At 72.0% G+C, this 15,658-nt stretch carries 12 protein-coding genes; 8 read left to right on the top strand and 4 right to left on the bottom strand.

Features of this window, described 5'->3' with window-relative positions:
* Nucleotides 1-1,690: CHAT domain-containing protein (locus Aple_RS03340; RefSeq protein ID WP_170321266.1), on the top strand; the 1,690-nt coding region annotated here is incomplete at its 5' end.
* Between the two features lie 5 nt (nucleotides 1,691-1,695).
* Complete coding sequence (gene ybaK, locus Aple_RS03335) at nucleotides 1,696-2,187, top strand: Cys-tRNA(Pro) deacylase (RefSeq protein ID WP_155342952.1); 492 nt, start codon at nucleotides 1,696-1,698, stop codon at nucleotides 2,185-2,187.
* On the opposite strand, the gene Aple_RS54185 is transcribed toward ybaK, so the two are convergent.
* On the bottom strand, nucleotides 2,184-3,026 hold the full coding sequence (locus Aple_RS54185) for an SEC-C domain-containing protein (protein WP_246264084.1): 843 nt from the start codon (nucleotides 3,024-3,026) through the stop codon (nucleotides 2,184-2,186). The genes ybaK and Aple_RS54185 overlap by 4 nt on opposite strands.
* A 31-nt stretch (nucleotides 3,027-3,057) precedes the next feature.
* On the opposite strand from Aple_RS54185, the gene Aple_RS03325 reads away from it, so the two are divergent.
* Entirely contained in the window at nucleotides 3,058-4,449 is a 1,392-nt protein-coding gene (locus Aple_RS03325; protein ID WP_155342951.1) for an amidase, read from the top strand.
* Here Aple_RS03325 and Aple_RS03320 read toward each other — a convergent pair.
* Nucleotides 4,421-4,900 (bottom strand): hypothetical protein, encoded by a 480-nt coding sequence (locus Aple_RS03320; RefSeq protein ID WP_155342950.1) that lies wholly within the window; start codon nucleotides 4,898-4,900, stop codon nucleotides 4,421-4,423. The two genes, Aple_RS03325 and Aple_RS03320, sit on opposite strands and share 29 nt — an antisense overlap.
* 100 nt (nucleotides 4,901-5,000) lie before the next feature.
* Between Aple_RS03320 and murA the strand changes: the two genes are divergently transcribed.
* Nucleotides 5,001-6,302, top strand: a complete 1,302-nt coding sequence (gene murA / locus Aple_RS03315; RefSeq protein WP_155342949.1) for a UDP-N-acetylglucosamine 1-carboxyvinyltransferase — start codon at nucleotides 5,001-5,003, stop codon at nucleotides 6,300-6,302.
* Nucleotides 6,303-6,347: 45 nt separating this feature from the next.
* Here the strand turns inward: murA and Aple_RS03310 are convergent, their stop codons facing one another.
* Together Aple_RS03310 and Aple_RS03305 are read right to left on the bottom strand one after the other, a co-directional pair.
* Nucleotides 6,348-8,624, bottom strand: coding sequence for a transglycosylase domain-containing protein (locus Aple_RS03310; RefSeq protein WP_155342948.1), 2,277 nt, complete (start codon nucleotides 8,622-8,624; stop codon nucleotides 6,348-6,350).
* Nucleotides 8,625-8,713: 89 nt separating this feature from the next.
* Nucleotides 8,714-9,457: an NUDIX hydrolase gene (locus Aple_RS03305; RefSeq protein ID WP_246264083.1), complete on the bottom strand. Its 744-nt coding sequence runs from the start codon at nucleotides 9,455-9,457 to the stop codon at nucleotides 8,714-8,716.
* Between the two features lie 86 nt (nucleotides 9,458-9,543).
* Between Aple_RS03305 and Aple_RS03300 the strand changes: the two genes are divergently transcribed.
* From Aple_RS03300 to Aple_RS55430, 4 genes are all read left to right on the top strand, one after another.
* Entirely contained in the window at nucleotides 9,544-11,118 is a 1,575-nt protein-coding gene (locus Aple_RS03300; RefSeq protein WP_155342947.1) for an AbeC-like domain-containing protein, read from the top strand.
* Nucleotides 11,119-11,137: 19 nt separating this feature from the next.
* Nucleotides 11,138-12,055, top strand: a complete 918-nt coding sequence (locus Aple_RS03295) for a 5'-methylthioadenosine/S-adenosylhomocysteine nucleosidase family protein (protein ID WP_155342946.1) — start codon at nucleotides 11,138-11,140, stop codon at nucleotides 12,053-12,055.
* Between the two features lie 109 nt (nucleotides 12,056-12,164).
* Nucleotides 12,165-13,583, top strand: a complete 1,419-nt coding sequence (locus Aple_RS03290; protein ID WP_246264082.1) for an amino acid permease — start codon at nucleotides 12,165-12,167, stop codon at nucleotides 13,581-13,583.
* Nucleotides 13,584-13,699: 116 nt separating this feature from the next.
* Nucleotides 13,700-15,646, top strand: coding sequence for a serine/threonine-protein kinase (locus Aple_RS55430; RefSeq protein WP_155342945.1), 1,947 nt, complete (start codon nucleotides 13,700-13,702; stop codon nucleotides 15,644-15,646).
* The last annotated feature ends 12 nt before the right edge of the window (nucleotides 15,647-15,658 follow it).

Raw genomic sequence — 15,658 nt, 5'->3', positions numbered from 1 at the left:
GGCCCGCCGCGCCGTCCGCGAGTTCGCCGCGCAGCAGCGCCCGGAATGGCGGGTACTGGCATCGTTCGTAGTGCTTCGCTCGCGACTGGCCGCCGGTCAGCACGGCATCCCCGTACGGCGCGTGGAAACCCTGGCCGGTGACCTGGACGCGGCCGGCTGGACCGGGGCCGGGGTGGAGACCAGGCTGCTGGGCGCGGCCCTGGCGCTGAGCCGGGGGCAGCGCGCGCGGGGGCGGGACCTGCTGGCCCTGGCCGCCCGGGCCCGCCGCCGGGGCCCCGCCCTGCTGCGGGTCAGGGCCTGGCAGGCGGAGGCGCTGCTGCGGCTGTCGCGGGGCAACCGGCCGGGGGCGGCGGTGGCGATCAGGACCGCGCTGCGCATCCTGGACGAGCACCGCGCCTCGCTGGGGGCGACGGACCTGCGCGCCTACTCGTCCGGGTTCCGGATCGAGCTGGCCGGGCTCGGGCTGCGGATGGCCTTCGAGCACGGCGCGGCGGCCCGGGTGCTGGCCTGGGCGGAGCAGGGCCGGGCCAGCCATCTGCTGATGAAACGGGCCAGGCCGCCCGGCGATCCGTGGCTGGCCGGGGCGCTGGCCGAGCTGCGGGCCACGGCGGGCAACCTGGAGGCCAGCCGGAACCCGAAGGTCGTGCAGCGCCAGGCCGCGCTGGAGCGGGAGATCCGGGACTACAGCCGCAGGCAGCACGGCGCGGCCGGTCCGGCGGCCGGTCCGCCGCCGGTGGCGCGGCTGGCCGAGTCCCTGGGCGAGCAGGCCCTGGTGGAGTACGTCCAGCTGGACGACCAGCTGCACGCCGTCACCGTGACCGCGGGCCGGGCCAGGCTGCACCCGCTGGGCCCGCTGGCGCCGATCAGGGACCTGGTGGAGCGGCTGCCGTTCGCGCTGCGGCGGCTGGCCAGGGCCGACTCCTCCGCCGCCGCCGTCATGGTCAGGCACGCCGCCGACCGGCTGGACGCGCTGCTGCTCGCGCCGCTGGCGGCCGAGCTCGGAGACCGGCCGCTGGTGCTGATCCCCACCGGTCCGCTGCAGTTCCTGCCCTGGTCGGTGCTCCCCTCGTGCGCCGGGCGCGCGGTCAGCGTCGCGCCGTCGGCGAGCCTGTGGCACACCGCGAGCGGGCGCGACGGCGGCGGGCACGTGTCGGCGGTCGCCGGGCCCGGCCTGCCGGGGGCGCGGGAGGAGGCGGTCGCGGTCGCGGCCCTGCACGGGGCCAAGGCGCTGACCGGCGAGGACGCCACCGCGGAGGCGGCGCTGGCCGCGCTGGACGGCGCCGGTCTGGCGCACCTGGCGGCGCACGGCCGGGTCAACCTGACCAACCCGCTGTTCTCCGCGCTGAGCCTGGCCGACGGCCCGCTCACCGTCTACGACCTGGAACGCCTGGCCGAGCCGCCCCGGATGGTGATCCTGGCCGCCTGCGAGAGCGGGCGCTCGGTGGTCAGGGCCGGGGACGAGCTGCTCGGCCTGAGCGCCACCTTCCTCGCGCTGGGCACCCGCTGCATCATCGCCTCCCTGGTCCCGGTGCCGGACGCGCAGACCACCCCGCTGATGGTCGGCCTGCACGGCCTGCTCGCCGACGGCCACCCCGCCGCGAGCGCGCTGGCCCTGGCCCAGGAGCGGGCGGGCGGGGTGGCGGCGGCCGGGTTCGTCTGCCTGGGCGCGGGATCCACCGCATTAGGCTGAGGGCCGTGGCGAAGACCAAGGGCGGGCAGGGCACCCCGGCGACGGTGGCCCTCACCCAGGCGAAGGCGGAGTTCATCCTGCATCCGTACGATCATGATCCCAGCGCGGAGGCGTACGGCGAGGAGGCCGCGAACGCGCTCGGAGTGCCCGCCGAGCGGATCTTCAAGACGCTGGTGGCCGAGACCGAGGCCGGGCTCGCGGTCGCGGTCGTGCCGGTGGCGGGCAAGCTCGACCTGAAGGCGTTCGCGGCGGCGCTGAAGGGCAAGAAGGCGGCCATGGCCGAGGCCGCCAAGGTGGAGAGGGTGACCGGCTACGTGGTCGGCGGCATCAGCCCGCTCGGCCAGCGCAAGCGGCTGCCCACCGTGGTGGACGAGTCGGCGCTCGGCTTCGACACGATCTACTTCTCGGCCGGGCGGCGCGGCCTGCAGATCGAGACCGCGCCCGGCAACCTGGTCCGGCTCACCCAGGCGGTCACCGCCCCGATCTCCCGCGGCTAGACCGGCGACCCGCAACATTTCTTGTACTTGCGCCCGCTCCCGCACCAGCAGGGATCGTTGCGCCCGGGCGGCCAGGCAAGGTCACCCGCCGGATCGGCATCCTCCACGGACCCGCCCGCGGCGATCCTGACCACCGCCACCCTCGCCTCCAGGTCGGCCTCCCGGAAGCCCTTCTCCAGCGCCTTGAGATCCGCCCCGGGCGGGTACGGCATCCGCACCGTGGGCTTGCGCGCCATCTCCGGCTGAACCGGACGCGGCCGTTCCGGCTCCGGTTCGGCCGACCCGGCCAGATAAGCCGCGACGGCCGGGTCCTGCGCGCCCCCGAACCGGTTGCGCAGCAGGCTCAGGTAGCGCACGGTCGCCTCCGGGCGGCGCAGGCCCATCGCCAGCGCCAGCCCCTCGTCCAGCAGCGCCCGGGCGAACCGCGGATCGGCGGCACCGGCGACCATGGCCGCCGCCGGATAGAACTCCTCGTCCCGGTCAGCCTCCGGCAGCCCGGCCAGCTCCCGCTGCCGGGCCCGCAGCAGCCGCAGCGCCGACTCCTGTTCGCCGAGCTGCGCGTGCAGTTCCGCCATCGGCAGCCGCAGCGCCCCCCGCAACCCGGGCTCGGCGTCCGCGAGTTCGCCCAGCACCGCCAGGGTGTCGCGCTCCCAGCCGTCCAGCGTGTACTCGTCCACGAGCACCTCGACATAGGCCCGCAGCCCCGCGTCGCCGCGCGCCCTCGGGTCCAGCAGCGCGTCGGCCAGCAGGTCCCAGGCGGCCCGCTCCTCCCCCCGGTCGTACGCCCGGTCGAGGGCCCGGTCCAGGTCGAGCGGCTGGAAGAGGTGGTCGGGAAGCACCAGAGCACCCTACCGCTGGCACTATGGGCGGATGAGCACGTTGCACGAGGCGTCCGCGGTGGAGTTGTCGGAGTTGCTGCGCGGCAGGCAGGTGAGCGCGGCCGAGGTGACCGAGGCGCATCTGCGGCGGATCGAGGCGGTGAATCCGGCGGTCAACGCGATCGTCACGCTGGTCGCCGACCGGGCGCTCAAGCAGGCGGCCGAGCTGGACGCGGGGCCCTGGCGGGGGCCGCTGCACGGGCTTCCGGTCGGGCACAAGGACTTGGTGGACACGGCGGGGGTGCGCACCACCTACGGTTCGCCGGTGTTCGCCGAGCACGTGCCGGAGGAGGACGACCTGCTGGTGACGCGGGTGCGGGCGGCCGGTGGGGTGATGCTGGGCAAGACCAACACGCCCGAGTTCGGGACCGGGTCGCACACCGTCAACGAGGTGTTCGGGGCCACCCGCAATCCGTACGATCTGGGCAAGTCCGCCGGGGGCAGCAGCGGAGGCGCCGCCGCCGCCCTGGCCACCGGCATGCTGGCGCTGGCCGACGGCTCCGACATGGGCGGCTCGCTGCGCAACCCGGCCTCCTTCTGCAACATCGTCGGCCTGCGCCCCACCCCGGGCCGGGTGCCCGCGAAGTCGGCCACGGCCGCCTGGTACACGCTGGGGGTCTCCGGGCCGATGGCCCGCACGGTCGCCGACGTGGCCCTGTTCATGACCGCCATCGCCGGCTTCGACCCGGTCTCCCCGCTCGCCGTCCGGGAGGGCGGCGACCTCTTCGCGGCTTCCCTCGACCGCGACTTCGCCGGGACCAGGATCGCGTTCAGCCCGGACCTGGGCGGCCTGCTGGTCGACACCGAGACGGCCAGGGTGACGGCGGACGCGGTCGGCGTGCTGACCGGCCTGGGCGCGACCGTCGAGCACGAAGACCCGGACCTGGACGGCGCCGAGGACGCGTTCCGGATCTACCGCTCCTGGTACTACGCGCTCAACTTCGGCGACCTGGCGGGCGTCGGCCCGAACGTGGCGTGGAACGTCGAGCAGGGCCGCAAGGTCACCGGCGAGGATCTGGCCAGGGCCGAACGCCTGCGCACCGCCCTCTATCACCGCATGAACGCCTTCTTCGACCGGTACGACTTCCTGGTGGCCCCGGTCAGCCAGGTCCCGCCGTTCCCGGTCGGCCAGCCGTACGTCACGGAGATCAACGGGCAGCGGATGCCGGACTACCTGGCCTGGATGCGCTCCTGCTATTGGATCAGCGTGCTCGGCGGGCCCGCGCTCTCGGTGCCCTGCGGCTTCACCTCGGCGGGCCTGCCGGTCGGCGTGCAGATCATCGGCCGCCCGTGGGCCGACCTGGACGTGCTGCGCCTGGGCCACGCGTTCGAGCGGGCCACCGGATTCGGCCGGGTCACGACTCCCGGCGTTCCCGGTAGGTGATCGCGAACTCCAGCGCCCAGAACGTGCCCGCGGCCACCACCGGCCAGAACATGATCACCCCGAAGGCGGTCAGCCCCAGCCGGTCCTGGGTGGCGAACCCGCCCGCCGCGGCGGCCTGCACGACCTCGCCGGCCGTGGAGGAGCCGATCAGGTAGGCGACCAGGCCGCCGGCGATCCCGCCCACGCCCAGCCCGGCCACCGAGGCGATGGCGTGCTCGCCCGAGAAACGGTACGCGACCAGGCCGCAGACCAGGCCGAACGCGGCGGCGATGAGCGCGAACCAGCCGTCGGCGGCGATCAGCGTCTGGGTGTTCGGGTCGGCGAGCAGCCACCGGCCCTCGACGAGCGCGTACCGGGTGCGCGGCGCCAGGGCCGACCACGCGAGCCCCGCGCCCGCCCCCAGAACCGCCAGCACCAGGACGGTTCCCGCGAAGTACTTGAACTGCCGCACCGTCCCGATAGTACAGAGATCCCGCGCGGATCCCACGGGCCCGCCGACGCGTCGTCTTCCGTGCTGCCCCGCCGGGTCCGCCCGCCGTTAGCATTGCTCCGTGAACGAAGAGGCGTGGCATATCGAACCCTCCGGCCCGCTACGGGGGGACGTCGAGGTCCGAGGGTCCAAGAACGCGGTTTCCAAGCACATGGTCGCGGCGATGCTGGGCACCGGCCCGAGCACGCTGCACAATGCCCCCGAGGTCGGCGAGGTCGGCCTCACGGCCGCCATGCTGGAAGCGCTCGGCATCCACGTGGAGATCACCGACGGGGAGATCACCATCGAGCAGGGCCCGGAGATCCGTCCCCGGGTGCCGGAGAAGTACACGGGGCTCAACCGCATCCCGATCCTCATGCTGGGCCCGCTGCTGCACCTGGCGGGCGAGGCGTTCGTCCCGATGGTGGGCGGCGACCCGATCGGGCGGCGGCCGGTCAACTTCCACCTGGAAGCGCTGCGCTCGATGGGCGCGGAGATCATCGAGGACGAGAACGGCATCACCGCGAAGGCGACCCGGCTGCACGGCACCCGGATCACGCTGCCGTATCCGAGCGTCGGCGCCACCGAGACGATCCTGATGACGGCCGTGCTGGCCGAGGGCAAGACGGTCATCAAGGGCGCCGCGATGGAGCCCGAGGTGGTCGAGCTGGCGCTGTTCCTGCAGCGCATGGGCGCGATGATCGAGCTCAGCCCGGACCGGCGGATCGTGATCGAGGGCGTGGAGCGGCTGCGCGGCGCGTCCACCTGGCTGGCCGGGGACCGGATCGAGGCCTTCTCGTATCTGGTGGCCGGCCTGGTCACCGGGGGCGAGGTGCGGGTGCACGGCTGCCCGCAGGACCGGCTGGTGACCGCGATCACCACGCTGGCCCGGATGGGGGCGCGGTTCGACATCACCGACGACTGGCTGACCGCCTCCGCCCCCGACGGGCTGCGCGCGGCGGCCGTGCAGACCGACACCCATCCCGGGTTCATGACCGACTGGCAGACGCCGCTGATGGTGCTGTTCACCCGGGCCGAGGGCATGTCGGTGCTGCACGAGACGGTCTTCGAGAACCGCCTGGTGTATGTGCCGGCGCTGCAGAAGATGGGCTGCGAGATCGAGGTGTTCGCGCAGTGCCTGGGCGGGCCCGCCTGCCGCTACCACGACACCAACGCCAAACATTCGGCGGTGGTGCGCGGGGTGTCCAAGCTGCGCGGCGCGGACGTGACGCTGCCGGACATCAGGGCCGGGTTCTCGGCGGTGCTGGCCGCGGCCGTGGCCGACGGCACCTCGACGCTGCGCGGCGTCAACCACATCGAGCGCGGCTACCACCGCCCGTTCGACCAGTTCACCTCGCTCGGCCTGAAGATCCGCCGAGGCTGATCGCGGGAACGGTCCGGCCGCTGGACCGGCCGGACCGTTCCCGTGTCACCAGCCCCCGGCGTTTCCGGCGTCACCACGGCCGCCGGGGTTGGCGCGGGTGTCAGGGTTGCCACGGGTGTCGCGGTTGTCGGGGTTGCTACGGGTGTCAGGCTCGTCGAAGTAGTCCCCGTAATCCTCGTAGGGGTAATCGCCGAATTCGTCGCGTTCGCGGGCGCGCCGCTCCCGCCGCCGTTCCTGCCGCTCCTGGGCTTTGATGAGCTCCTTCAACCCCGGCGTGTAACCACCGCCGAACCGCCACATGTCCGGCGCCACGAAGGAGGTCGCAGCGGTCTCGCGCAGCGCCGACTGCATGGAGTCCACCCAGATCGGCCCCGGCAGCGACGCCCCCTGCACCGAGCCGTAGTAGGAGTCCCCGATCTGCACCCCGGTCAGCGGATACTTGTACGACCCCCGGATGTCCCCCACGCTCACCGCCGCCGCCAGATCCGGCGTGTACCCGGCGAACCAGGCCGAGGTGTAGCTGTTGTTGGTGCCGGTCTTCCCGGCGGCGGGCCGCCCGATCGACTGGCCCCGCATGGTGCCCTGCGTGAACACCCCCGACAACACCCGGTTGACCGCGTCGGCCACCGGCTTCTCGATCGCCTGCGAGCAACTCGGCGGCACGCTCACCTTGCGCCCGTCCCGCTCGATGATCTCGGTGATCGCGACAGGGCGGCAGTAGCGCCCGCGCGCGCCGAACGTGGCGTAGGCGGCGGCCACGGTGAGCGGGTCCATCTCGTTGACGCCGAGCGTGAACGTGGGCACCTCGGCCAGCGGCCCGCCGTCGGCCCGCTTGACGCCCAGCGCCCGCGCGGTCTTCACCACGTCGCACAGGCCGACGTCCCGCTCCAGCATCATGTAGAAGATGTTGGAGGACTTCCAGGTGCCGAGCTCCAGGCTGTAGGGGCCGCCCTTGCCCTCGCCGCTGGCGTTGTAGATCGTGGCGTTGGGGGCGTTGACCTTGTCGCCCGCGCAGTTGGTGAACCCCTCCGAGGGGACGTACGCGCCCGGGGTGTTGAACCCCTGCCCGAACCGCCAGCCCTTGGCCAGCGCGGTGGCCAGCGTGAAGATCTTGAAGGTGGACCCGGCCTGCAAGCCCATGCCGCCGCCGTGTTCCCGGTCGGCGGGCAGGTTGATGCTGGTCGCCCGGTTGGGGTTGCGGCCGTAGTGCTTGCTGGCGGCCAGCGCGCGGATCTGGCCGGTGCCCGGCTGGATCATGGCCTCGGCGGCCACCTCGGTGTCCTTGGGCGCGACCCGGGCGGAGATGGCCCGCTCCGCGGCCTCCTGGGCGATCGGATCGAGGGTGGTGCGCAGGGTCAGGCCGCCGCGCTGCAGCCGCCGCTCCCGGTCGGCTTTGGAGTAGCCGAAGGCGGAGCTGGTCAGCATCTCCGCCTGGACGTACGCGCAGAAGTACGGGAACCGGCTCGCCCCGCAGCCGCCCCCCTCGGCCTGCATGCGCAGGCCGAGCGGCTCCGCCTTGGCCCGCGCCGCCTCCTGCGGCGTCGCCATGCGCAGCTGCTCCATCCGTTCGAGCACCAGGTTCCGCCGCTCCAGCAGCCGCGCCTGCTGCTCCTTCCCCAGCGACGGATCAGTCCAGTACGGCGTGCGCACCGCCCCCGCCAGCGTCGCCCCCTGAACGAGCGTGAGCCGGGCCGCGTCCACGCCGAAGAACCGCTGCGCGGCGGCCTGCACGCCGAACGCCCCCGCGCCGAAGTAGGCGATGTTCAGGTAGCGCTCCAGGATCTCGTCCTTGGTGTAGACCTCCTCCAGGGACAGCGCGTAGCGCAGCTCGGCGAGCTTGCGGCGGATGCTCTGCACCCGGGCGGAGTCCCGGTCCCGCTCCGACTCGGCCCGGTTGACCAGGATGTTCTTCACCAGCTGCTGGGTCAGCGAGCTGCCGCCCTGCTTGATGCCGCCCGCCTGGGCGTTGGCCACCAGCGCGCGCAGGGTGCCCTTGACGTCAAGCCCGGCGTGCTCGTAGAAGCGCGCGTCCTCGATGGCGATGATGGCGTTGCGCATCGGCCGGGAGACCTGGCCGATCGGGATGGATCTGCGGTTCTGGTAGTAGAACTGGGCGATCTTTTTGCCGTTCTTGTCCAGGATCCGGGTGAGCTCGGGCAGCGGCTCCTCCCGGGGCGGCGGTGGCAGCTCGGTGAACGTCTCGGCCGTGGCGTTGCCGACGACACCGGCCCCGACCACCGCCGGCACCGCCACCGCGGCCGCCAGCAGCCCGCCGACCGCCCCGCACAACGCCAGCCCGCCCGCAGCGCCAACCCGCGCCATCGCAGTTCCCCTCGCCGACCATGAAACGACCAGGGGGAGCGCATGCAGCGTCAACGTAACACAAGGCGTCACCGAACCCGAATATGTCGTCACCCAGGGTGAACGCGGGCGTCATCGTGCGAAGCGGCGGTGCGCAGCAGCGGCGGGACCAGGAAACGCGCGCTGCCGCGCCGGTACAGCGCCGCCGGCCGGCCCACGTCGGGGAACCGCTGCTCCCCGGTGGGCTCCAGAAACGCCTCCGCGCGTGTCATCTTCCTGCGGAAGTTGCTGGGGTCGAGCTTGAACCCCCACACCACCTCGTAGATCCGGCGCAGCTCGCCCACCGTGAACGGCTCGGGGCAGAACCTGGCCGCGACCGTGGTGTGCTCCAGCTGCGATCTGGCGTGCTCGAGCGCATCTCGCAGGATCGTGGCGTGGTCGAAGGCAAGCTCGGTACCTCCCCCGAGGATCGAGGCGACCGGCACCCAGACGGCCTCCCGCGCGTCGGTCCCCGCCACCGGCGGCGGCATATCCGGGCCGAGCGCCAGGTAGGCGACGGTGATCACGCGCCCGCGCGGGTCGCGTTCCGGTTCGCTGTAGGCGCGCAGCTGTTCCAGATGGAGAGCGCTCCCATCGAGGGAGGTCTCCTCGCGCAACTCCCGCTCCGCGGCCTCATCGAGCGTCTCCCCCGGCCGCACATATCCCCCAGGCAGTGCCATGACCCCCAGGAATGGCGCATTCCCCCGTTCTATGACCAGAATGTGCAGCTCATCCCCACGAACCGTGAAGATCACCAAGTCCACGGTCACGGCCAGCAGGGACACCTCCGGGTCATGCCCGGTCGTACCGATCACCGCTCCACCCTACTAAACGTCAACTTGACCAAAAGCCCTTCCGCGTATTAAGGTCATCCTTACCTTAATAGTCTGCGGGGGGCACTATGGCCCACATTCCGGCAGGCCGGGACCTCACCGCGTTCCGGCTCGACGCCACCACCCGCCACCTCTGCGCGGGAACCTACCTCGATCGGGAATTCCGCGGGAACGTCCTCCGCGAGGTCCACAACGACAGCAAGCACCGGATCGCGCCCTCCTACGGGTTCGACCTCGTCCCGGTCGTACGGCACGCCTGGCGGGCCTGGGTGCTGGAGACCGGTCAGCAGGTCGCGCTGCTCGGCCTGCTGGCCGCCTGCTTCGCCAGGAACGCCCCGGCGACGATCGTGGTGGCCGGGGGGCTCGGCTTCTGGGGCCTGGCCCGGCTGACCGTCCGCGGGGCCGTCAAGGCGCGGGAACACCGTCGGCCGCGCCGCGGCGAGGTGACGCCGGGGCGGACGCGGCTCCTGCGGCTCGGCGTGACCGGCTGCCTGCTGTTCGCGCTCGTCCCGCCCGTGGTGGCCCAGGCCGTGCGGACGCCGCTCGGGGAGCTGGGGCGGACGGCCGGCGGCATGGGGATCCTGCTGGCCGTGGTGGCGGGCCTCGCGGGCGGGCTGCGGCAGCAGGCGCTCAACCAGACCTACTGGGCGAGCTCGATGCGGGTGCGGCGCGGGGGCCCGCGCCTGCACGAGATCGACCGGCAGCAGCGGTACCCCTACGTCGTCTACCGGCGGACCGGCGCCGACAAGCTCTTCGTGGGCAGCGGCAAGCTGGTCCACCGGTGGGCGATGGGGGTCCCGCTGAAACGAGCCGACGCGCTCCAGCCGGACGAAACCCCGCACGTGCGCGCCTCCGCGCTGGTCGCCCGGCTCAAGGACGTCCTGGAACCCCTGGCCGAGCTGCCCGGCTTCGAGCTCCGCGACCGGCTCTACGTCGCCGAGGAGGACGTGCTCGGCGACCGGGACTTCCTGCGGATCCGGCCCGGCCAGGAGGAGATCGACACGGTCGTCGACAACCCCTTCGGCCGGGTGCGGCACTTCCTGGAGATCACCACACACGTGGCCGAGGAGGTCGTCGTCACGGTGTTCCTGCGGGCCACGGTCAAGGCGCGCACGCTCAGCCTGGAACTGGTCACCTGCGCGCTCACCCGTACGCCGCCGGAGTTCCAGCAGGTCGAGGCGTACGCGGAGAACGGGCCCGGAGCGGTCGTGCGGGCCGTCGCGCGCGGGGTGGGCGAGCTGCCCGGCCAGGTGGCCGGGGTGTGGCGGCTGGTGGCGGCGCCGGGGCTGGTGATCGGGGCGATACTGGCGGGGCGGGATCGTACGCTGGTGCCCCGGCGTGGGGGGACAATAGGCACGCGGCGCAGCGTCCGGGAGGACTGGGCGAGCGTCCCGTGGGCAGACGCGCGTCTGGACGAGACCTTGATCCAGGATCACTTGAAGATCATCGAGCGGCTGCTGCTCACGGCGACGGAGGAGTTCCTGGCGTCGGCGGGGCTCGATCCCGTGTCGTTCCGGCGCGGGGCCGCGAGCATCATCAACAACCTGGGTGTGCTCAACATGGGCGGCAAGATCGACATGAACCAGTCGGCTGTCGGGGCCAACGCCCGGGTCCACGCCGGCGGCACCACCTTCGAGGAATAGCGAGCGTGAGGAGCGCGCGGTGAACGGCGACGTCAGCACCAACAGCGGCATCGTCATCGGCGGTGGTACCGCGAACATCACGGGGTCGGCGGTCGGCACGGGGGCGACCGTCCAGACCTCCACCGGGCCCCGGGCCGATCCCCGCCCGGAGCGCCAGGCGGACATCGGGGTGATCACGATCCTGCCGGTCGAGATGGGCGCGGTGCGCGACGTGCTCGACCTGACCCTGGCGATGACCGGCGGCACGCCCTTCTACGAGGGCACCGTGCACGTCAGGGGCACCTCCACGCGGGTGGCCGCGCTGCGCGCCCACAGCCAGGGGCAGCGCTCCGCCGTCATGGCGTTCACCCGGCTGGTCCAGCAGTACGCGCCGGAGATCGTGGTCATCAGCGGCATCGCGGGCGGGGTCAACCCGCACATCGCGATCGGCGACGTCGCCGTCTCCACCGAGGTGGTCTACTACGACCTGCGCAAGGAAACCGCCTTCGAGATCCGCCGCCGAACCTCGGAGCAGTCCTCCCCCGCCACCATCACCCACGCGGTGAACTGCTTCTTCACCGACTACGGCGATCCGGCGCGCTTCCAGACCGCCGACGCCCGCGGCGTCTCCCGCGGCCACCGGGTCCTGCACGGCCCGATCGGCTCCGGCGAGGCCGTGATCGCCGACGCGGATTCGGAGATCGTCCACCACCTGCGCGCGGTCAACGACAAGATCCTGGCGGTCGACATGGAGGCGGGCGGGCTCGCCCAGGCCTTCCACGAGCGGGAGCGGTCGAGCCCGGTCCGCGGCTGGGCCGTGGTGCGCGGCATCAGCGACAACGCCGACCAGCGGAAGGACGATCAACGGAAGGACGACAGCCAGCAGGCGACCGCCGCCTGGCACGCGGCCGTCGTGCTGCGCTCCCTGATCCCCTATTTCCGCCTCAACGTGGGCTGAGCGTTTTCACCGCGATTGTCCAAAGGAATCCCCATATTTAGGAGTGGCTGGCAGGGACCCCAGGAGTTGGCCGGTAGCGTGGCCACGATCTTCGGGGGGAGATGTCCGGGTGGACGAGAAGACCAGAGGCGAGACCGGCGAGGGCTACAAGCACGCGCTCGGGAACCGCCAGGTGCAGATGATCGCGATCGGCGGGGCGATCGGCGTCGGGCTCTTCCTGGGCGCCGGCGGCAGGCTCGCCGCCGCCGGTCCCGGCCTGATCATCTCGTACGCGCTGGCGGGCGTGGCCGCCTTTCTCGTGATGCGCGCCCTCGGAGAACTCGTCCTGTACCGACCGGTCTCAGGCTCTTTCGTGGAGTACGCGACGACGTTCATCGGGCCGTGGGCGGGGTTCGCCACCGGCTGGATGTACTGGGTGAACTGGGCCGCCACCGGCGTGGCCGAGCTGACGGCCGTCGCCATCTACATCGCGAAATGGGCGCCCGACTTTCCCCGCTGGCTCACCGCGCTGATCGCGCTGGGCCTGGTCCTGACGGTCAACCTGGTCTCGGTGCGGCTGTTCGGCGAGCTGGAGTTCTGGTTCGCGCTGCTGAAGGTCATGGCGATCATCACGTTCCTGGTGGTCGGGCTCTATCTCGTGCTGTTCTCGGTCAACGGCGCGGGGGCCGGGAACCTGGTCACGCACGGGGGGTTCTTTCCCACGGGGTTCGGCCCGGTTCTGGTGAGTTTGCAGGCGGTCGTGTTCGCGTACTCGGCGATCGAGATGGTCGGCATCACGGCCGGGGAGACCAAGGAGCCGCGCAAGGTCATGCCGAGGGCCGTCAACAGCGTGATGTGGCGGATCGCGGTGTTCTACGTGGGGTCGGTGATCCTGCTCGCCATGGTGCTGCCGTGGACGGCCTACAGCGCGGGCGAATCACCGTTCGTCACCGTCTTCTCCCACATCGGATTCGCGGGGGCGGGTGACGTGATGAACCTCGTGGTGATCACCGCCGCCATGTCGTCGTGCAACTCCGGGCTGTACGCGACCGGCCGCATCCTGCGTTCGATGGCGCTCAAGGGCGAGGCCCCGGCGTTCACGGGGGCGATGAGCAGGCGGCAGGTGCCCGCCGGCGGCATCGTGTTCACCGCCGTCGTCCTGCTCGCCGGGGTGGCGCTCTACTACTTCCTTCCCGGGCGCGCGTTCAACATCGCGATCGCCGTCTCCTCGCTCGGCGTGATCACGACCTGGGGGACATTCCTCTACTGCCAGATCAAACTGCGCGAGGCCTGCCTGCGCGGCGAGATCGAGCGCCCGTCCTTCCGGATGCCGGGCTCGCCGGTCAGCAACTGGGTCGGCCTCGCCTTCCTGGCGCTGATCCTGGTGCTGATGCCGTTCGCGGACCCCGACCAGCGGGTCGCCTTCTTCCTGATCCCCGTGCTCGCGATCGCCATCGCGGTCGGCTGGCGCGTGGTGGGCATGCGCCGTGCCTTAAGCGAGCGCGCTGCCGAGCCCGCGGCCCGGCCCGCACCGGATACGCTCAGCTGACCCGGTTCCCCCGGCCTGAGAATGTTCTGTCTCACATCGCAGGATTAGGGCAGTGGTCTCTCGTTTGATCCATTTGCCATCCGTGGGACGATTCTTGGGTTTCGAGAGGGGTGTGGATGTCGAACGCGGAAGGCCGACTCGTCGGAGGCCGGTACCAACTGATCGAGCCCATCGGCCGGGGAGGCATGGGCATCGTGTGGAAGGCCCACGACGAGCTGCTGGACCGCACGGTCGCCGTCAAAGAGGTCAGGTACGACAGCGCCATGGGCGACGAGCTGGAGGAGCTCAACCGCCGGACCATGCGGGAGGCCAGAGCCGCCGGGCGGCTCACCCACCCGAACGTGGTCGTGGTGCACGATGTGATCGAGGAGGACGGCCGTCCCTGGATCATCATGCAGCTGGTGGAGTCCCGCTCGCTCGGGCAGGTGATCCGCGAGGACGGGCCGCTGCCGCCCGCCCGGGTCACCGACATCGGGCTGCAGGTCCTGGACGCGCTGCGCGCCGCGCACGGCCAGGGGGTGCTGCACCGGGACGTAAAGCCGGAGAACGTTCTGCTCACCGAGGACGGCCGGGTGGTCCTGACCGACTTCGGCATCGCCCGGGTGGAGACCGACTCGACGATGACCAGGACCGGGCTCGTGGGCACCCCCGCGTTCATCGCGCCGGAACGGTTACGCGGCGGTCCCGCCCAGCGCGAGTCGGACCTGTGGTCGCTGGGCGCGACCCTCTACGCGGCCGTGGAGGGGCGCCCACCGCACGACAAGGGCATGGCGATGGCGACCATGCACGCCGTGCTGAACGACCAGCCCGACCCCGCCGTGCACGCGGGCCGCCTGGGCGTGGTCCTGGACCGGCTCCTGGTCAAGGAGCCCGGCGACCGCCCGAGCTACGACGAGACGGTCCGGCTGCTGCGCCGCGCCAAGACCGAACCCCCGCCCACCAAGGCCTTCCAGGCGGTCAAGGCGAGCGAGGCCGACACCGGTCCGGTCGAACTGCCGGTCGAGGCGCCGGTCCCGCCGCAGCGGCCGGAACCCAAGCGCGCCGAGCCGCCGCGATCGTTGGCGGTGCCCAAGCCGACGCCCAAGCCGGTGCCCAAGCCCAAACCCAAGCCCGAGCCGAAACCCGAGCCGAAGCCCCAGGTCGAACCCGAGGAGGCCGCGGATCGGGAGGAGACGCCGAGGCGCAGCCCGGTCCCGGCCGCCGCCGTCCGGAAGGACCCGTATCCGGTGGAGACGGGGGCTCGGGCCGTACCGGCGGAATGGAAGCGCGAGGAGGAGCCGCCGGCCGAGCCGAGCTGGAGCGCCGGCGACGGGGCCGACACCGCGCGGTCGAAGCTGCCCGTGTCGTATCCGGACTGGAACATCAACCCGCCGGAGCGGCGGCCCCTGGCGGTCAGGGCGGCGCTGGTGATCGTGCCCGTGCTGCTGCTCATCGCGGGTGTGGGCGTCTGGCTGGGGGCTCAGCAGGCCGACGACGAGGGCGGCTCTCCGGCGGCCACCGCCGCCGGGTCCGCGCCCCCGAGCTCCGCCCCGCCGTCGGGCAGCGCGGAGCCGACCGCTGAAAAGCCCTCAGCCGAACCCTCCAAGGCGGCCGAGTCGCCCAAGCCCGAATCATCCGGGGACGCGCTTCCGGACGGCTGGAAGCGCTACAAGGACAGCAGCGGCTTCTCGCTGGCCCTCCCCAAGGGCTGGAAGCAGGACAATCGCAACAGCATGGGCGTGTTCTTCCGGGGGCCGCTGGAGGGGGCGTACCTCCAGATCGGGTTCACCAGCTCGCCGAGGAAGGACGCGGTGAAGGACTGGAAGGAGCAGGAGCGGGGGAGCGTGGGCAACTGGCCCGGCTACAAGCGGATCAAGATCGAGTCGGTGGACTACTTCGACGAGGCCGCCGACTGGGAGTTCACCTGGGAGCCCGGCGGCTCGACCGGCCACGTCATGAACCGCGGGTTCGTCACCGACAAGAAGCACGGGTACGCGATCTTCTGGAAGACCCGCGACTCGGACTGGAAGAAGTACTTCCACTACTTCGAGACGTTCACGGCCACCTTCAAGCCGGACAAGTAGCCTTTCGTCCCG

It is taken from the genome of Acrocarpospora pleiomorpha (assembly GCF_009687885.1).
GTDB lineage: Bacteria > Actinomycetota > Actinomycetes > Streptosporangiales > Streptosporangiaceae > Acrocarpospora > Acrocarpospora pleiomorpha.
The sequence above is the reverse complement of the archived record's forward strand: the minus strand, read 5'-3'. Positions and strand labels throughout refer to the sequence as shown.